Source organism: Streptomyces anandii JCM 4720 (assembly GCF_014650655.1).
Lineage (GTDB): Bacteria > Actinomycetota > Actinomycetes > Streptomycetales > Streptomycetaceae > Streptomyces > Streptomyces anandii.
The window spans coordinates 40984-45505 of the sequence record NZ_BMVJ01000027.1; the positions used below are offsets into that span (position 1 = coordinate 40984).

General features: G+C 74.7%; 3 protein-coding genes. 1 reads left to right on the forward strand and 2 read right to left on the reverse strand.

Annotated elements, in window-relative coordinates; all coding sequences use genetic code 11:
• Positions 1-428: 428 nt before the first annotated feature.
• Complete coding sequence (locus tag IE249_RS31660) at positions 429-2738, reverse strand: helix-turn-helix domain-containing protein (RefSeq protein WP_189710375.1); 2310 nt, start codon at positions 2736-2738, stop codon at positions 429-431.
• A 400-nt stretch (positions 2739-3138) separates the two neighbouring features.
• On the opposite strand from IE249_RS31660, the gene IE249_RS31665 reads away from it, so the two are divergent.
• Positions 3139-3819 (forward strand): DUF4232 domain-containing protein, encoded by a 681-nt coding sequence (locus IE249_RS31665; RefSeq protein WP_189710377.1) that lies wholly within the window; start codon positions 3139-3141, stop codon positions 3817-3819.
• Positions 3820-4186: 367 nt separating this feature from the next.
• On the opposite strand, the gene IE249_RS31670 is transcribed toward IE249_RS31665, so the two are convergent.
• Positions 4187-4522, reverse strand: a 336-nt coding sequence (locus IE249_RS31670) for an ATP-binding protein (RefSeq protein ID WP_189710379.1), incomplete at its 5' end; no start/stop codon positions are given.

The following is a 4522-nucleotide window of genomic DNA, read 5'->3' on the forward strand; positions in this document are numbered from 1 at the left end:
ACTGCCGACGCCGTCCACCTCGACGCTCGTCTGTCCCTCCTTCGGCCACGGCACGGCGTCCGACGAGCCGTGGCCGCCGCCGGCTCCGGCGGACAGCACCAGACAGCCGCCCGACGCGACCACGGCCAGCATCGCGGCCGCACGGCACAGCGCCCTGCCCCGGATCCGGCCGCTTCGCGGTGGCCGGCCCGTCGCGGCAGCGCATGCCTCATGAGTCCTCACTGGAACAACCGCCTCTCCCAAGCCCGTCGTACACGCGGGATCCGTGCACGCTCCAAGCCTCGGAAAGCACTGCATCCGGCCAGGCATGATCCGGTATCCGGCAGCACGCGGACGTGTGCCGGCCGGGTATCAGCAGCCGCTGCGGCACCGTCCCTTCGGCAACCGGTCGCCATGGCCGCCGTGGTGGGCGGCGCCCGCCCGCTGCTCTACGCGGTGAAGGCGCCGGCTTCGTCGAGTGCGGCGAGCGCCTCGGCGGCCTCGGCCTGCCGCGGGCTTCGCAGCGCGGCGAGGGCGTCTCGAGCGGCGAGAAGCGTCCTGCGGGCCTCGGGATGCCCGGTCGCGCCGAGCACCTGCCCCAGGTCGAGCCGCGCCTGCTCCGACCAGACCCGCATCTGCGCGGCGTCGAAGGCGGCGAGGGCCTGCCGCAGCGGCGCTTCGGCCTCTTCCCAACGCCTCAAGGCCGCCAGGTCGTTGCCGATCTGCTGCCGGGCGACCGCGTGGTACAGCGCGATCACCTCCTCCGTCCGGCCCGGGACCCCCGCCCGGCAGATCCGCTCGCTGCGGCGGTGGACGTCCAGCGCCTCGGCCGCCCGGCCGGTCTGGCGCAGCAGGGTGCCGAGGGCGTTGAGGATCGTCAGCTCGGCCAGCCGGCCCTGCGGGGACACCTGTGAGGTGAGGCAGCGGGCCCCCTCACGCAGGCGCTCCTCGGCCTCCCGCGTCCGGCCCAGCCGGTGCAGGGCGCCCGCTCCGTAGCCGAGTGCCCAGCCCTGCTGGAGGCCGTCCCCGCACTCGAGAGCCGCCGCCAGCGCGCCGTCGGCGGCCGTCAGGGCGGCGTGGGGGTCGTGCAGACAGAGGTTGTAGGCCCAGGCGAGGTAGTTGAGGTGAACGGCCTCCTCCTGTCTGCTGCCCAGACGGCGCGCGGAGTCGGCGGACCGCCGGAAGACCTCCACCCACTGCTCCCAGTGCTGGTTGAGGTCGGAGAACCAGTGCATCGCCTCTGCCGCGTCCAGCACCTGCCGGTGCCGGCCGGCCTCGTGGGCGCGGCGCAGGGCGGCGAGCCACTGGGCGCGCTCGGCCTCCAGCCAGGCCCGCGCCTCTTCCCGGCCGGTGGGTGCTCCGTCCGGGTCCGGGTCGCCGTGCGACGCGGTCCGCTCGTGGTCGACGTCGAAGTGCAGTGCGGCGGCGGTTGCCCGGCGCAGCATCCAGTGCGCGGTCCGGTCGAGGGCGGCGTCGCGGACCTCGGGGCCGTCCTCGGCATCGGCCTGCTCGGCGGCGTAGAGCCTGAGCAGGTCGTGGAAGCTGTACCGCTCGGCGGCGGGATCGCTGCGCAGCAGCCCGGCGTCCGTCAGTTCCTCCGCGCAGGAGACCGCCTCGTCGTGGGTGAGGCCGGACAGGAGGGCGCCGGTCTCGGGGCTGAAGTCCGCTCCGGCTGCCAGCGCCGCACGACGCAGCAAGGTCCGTGAGGCCAGAGGCAGTTGCCGGTAGGAGAGCGCGAAGGCGGCACGCACCTGGAGGCTGCCGGCCTGGAGGCCGTCCAGTCTGCGGCCCTCGGCGGTGAGCCGGATGACGAGCTTTGCGATGCGTTCGTGCGGCCGGCTCAGGAGCCGTTGGCCGGCGATGCGCACGGCCAGCGGCAGGTACCCGCACAGGTCGGCGAGGTCGCGTGCGGCCTGCGTCTCCGCCCGCACCCGGTCCGGGCCGATGATGCGGGCCAGGAGTTCCACCGCCTCCTCGCGTCGCAGCAGGGCCAGATCGGTGCGGTGGACGGACTCCAGACCCGCCAGGGCGCGGCGGCTGGTGACGATCGTCAGGGACGGCCCGGTGCTCGGCAGCAGGGGGCCGACCTGGGACTCGCCGGCCGTGTTGTCCAGCAGCAGGAGCATGCGCCGCTCGCCGGCCAGGGACCGCCACAGGCCGGAACGCTCGTCGGTGCCGGCCGGGATCGCCACGTCGGCGACACCCATCGCGCCCAGCAGCCGGGCCAGCGCGTCCCGCGGGGTGGTCGGCTCCGGATCCATGCCGTGCAGGTCCAGGGCGAACTGCCCGTCCGGAAAGTGCGGGGCGAGGCGGTGTGCGGCGTGCACCGCGAACGCGGTCTTGCCCAGGCCGGGCTGCCCGGAGACCACGGTGATCGCCGGCCGGCCCGGACCGGCGTCCTGCGCCAGCTCCAGCAGCCGGGACAGGGCCGGGCCCCGCGCGGTGAAGTCCTGGATGTCGCGCGGCAGGGCCAGGGGGCCGGTGCCCGCCGCGGTGGTGGCCGCGCGGCGGCGCGGGCGGCCGGCGGCGGCGGACCTCTCCAGGCTCGCCGCCTCGATGGCGTCCAGTCCCAGAGCTTCGGCCAGCGCCTGCACCGTGCGACGCTGCGGCCCCCGGGTTCGCCCGCGTTCCATGTCGGCCAGCGCCCTGACGCTCACCCCGGAGGCATGCGACAGCGCCTCCTGGCTCAAACCGCAGCCCACTCGCAGGTTCCGCAACTGCCGGCCGAAGTCTCCAGCGAAAGGCGTCCCGCCGCGCACCGTCCATGTCCCCGATCGTCCGGCCCGTCCGGCTGCGAGCTCCGGCAGAAGTATGGCCGAGGGTACTTCTGCCGGGAGAACTGCCTGGGCACGGAGCACCGGGAATGGTCGACTGAAGACAGATGCGGGCCACCCTCCGGGCGTTCGCACCCCGCTCGGCACACCCGTGGCGGACGGCCACCGGTGAAGAGCCGGTGCGGCGAGGGAGCGGGCTCGGCCGTTGCAGCGTCCCTTGAACCACCGCCGGCCGTGCGCACCGTCCGCGCGGGTGCGCCCACACCCTGGTTCCGGCTGTCGGCCGGGCGGGGGCGGCCGACCATCGACAAGAGCAAGCAGACAGAACGACACCGGCCGGCGGCACCGAACCGCGGCCCTGCACCACTCACGGGGGAATCCTCTGATGCACACTTCGCGTCGCCGCTCCATGCTGCTCGCCGTCGCGGGCAGCGCTCTCGTCCTGTCCCTCACCGCCTGCCAGAGCGACACCGGCGGCAAGTCCTCGTCCGCGTCGGCCTCTTCGGCCACAGAGGTGTCCAAGCAGTCCACCGGCACGTCCGACGTGACGGGATCGGGAGACCCGACGCGCTCGGGGGGACCGAAGGGATCGGCGGGCTCCTCCGGAGCCTCCGCCGGCTCGACCGGCCGGCCGGGGACCGCCTCCACGCCGCTGTGCACCGCCAGGGACGTCCGGGTCACCGCGACCGGGCAGGACGGTCCGCCCTACACCCACATCGTCCTGACCGCCAAGAACACCGCCCGGCACTCCTGCCGGCTGACGGGCTTCCCGCACATCCAGTTCCTGGAGAGCCACAAGCAGGACGTGGCGGCCGTCGCCAGGAGCAAGCCGGCCACGCCGGTGGTCCTGGCCCCGGGTGCCCCCGCCTACGCCCTGGTGAAGCTGTCGAACGGAGGGGTCGACGAGGACAACGAACCCGTGTCCGCGTTCTCCGTCGTACTGGAGGGCGACTCCACGGTGATCGCCGTCACCGCGCCCGGCAGCGGTGGCATTGCCGTCGACCCGGCGAAGGCCCTCACCGGCTACTGGACTCCCGAGTTGCGCAACGGCGCGGACGACTTCTGAAGGCCGTCCCCCGCGACGACGTTCCCGAACGGCCTTCGGGGAACGTGCTCGCACCGGCTCAGGGGCCGCCGCTCGGGCCCGCGCCGGTGCGAGGCGACGGCCCCCGCCGCGCGGGAGCGGACCGGCCGCACGCGGCAGGGTGCCGCGTCAGCGGCAGGGTGAACGCCAACGCGCGGCCGGGCCGCCCCGCCGCAGCGCATCGCTCGGGGCCCGAGCCCGTTGCCACGCAGCGGGCCGGAGACCGCGGGCACATACCGGTCGAGGTCCGCAAGATGGACGGGCTCCGCTCGCCGTACCGGCCGGCGGGGACCGCCCGCGGCCGCGGCAGGCCGGCTGCGGCGCTGCCGGCGTGGAAGCCGGGCGGCGATCACGCGATCACCTCGTCCCAGGCCAGGGGAAGGACGGCACACACACTCTTGCCGGCGACCGTGCCGTCCTCGTCCCTCTTCGGACGCCAGGTGAGGCGGCCCCGGTAGTGCCACACCCACCACAGGCCGCGGCCGGTGGGACGTCCCGGGGTGTTGGCCGTATCGAAGTCAGGGAACTCCGGGCGCGCGTCGTCCACCTCGATGCGCAGGTGCTCGCTGTGCAGCACCATCAGACGGAGCACGACACAGCCGTCGGGGAACGCCCGGCCGTGCCGCACGGCGTTGTCGACGAGCTTGTCGGCGACCCGGGCGGCGATGTCGGTGTTGCCCGGCCA

What these genes read in the sequence shown, in the direction of transcription:
- IE249_RS31665 (WP_189710377.1), top strand. Translation starts at nt 3,139, where the DNA reads ATGCACACTTCGCGTCGCCGCTCCATGCTGCTCGCCGTCGCGGGCAGC.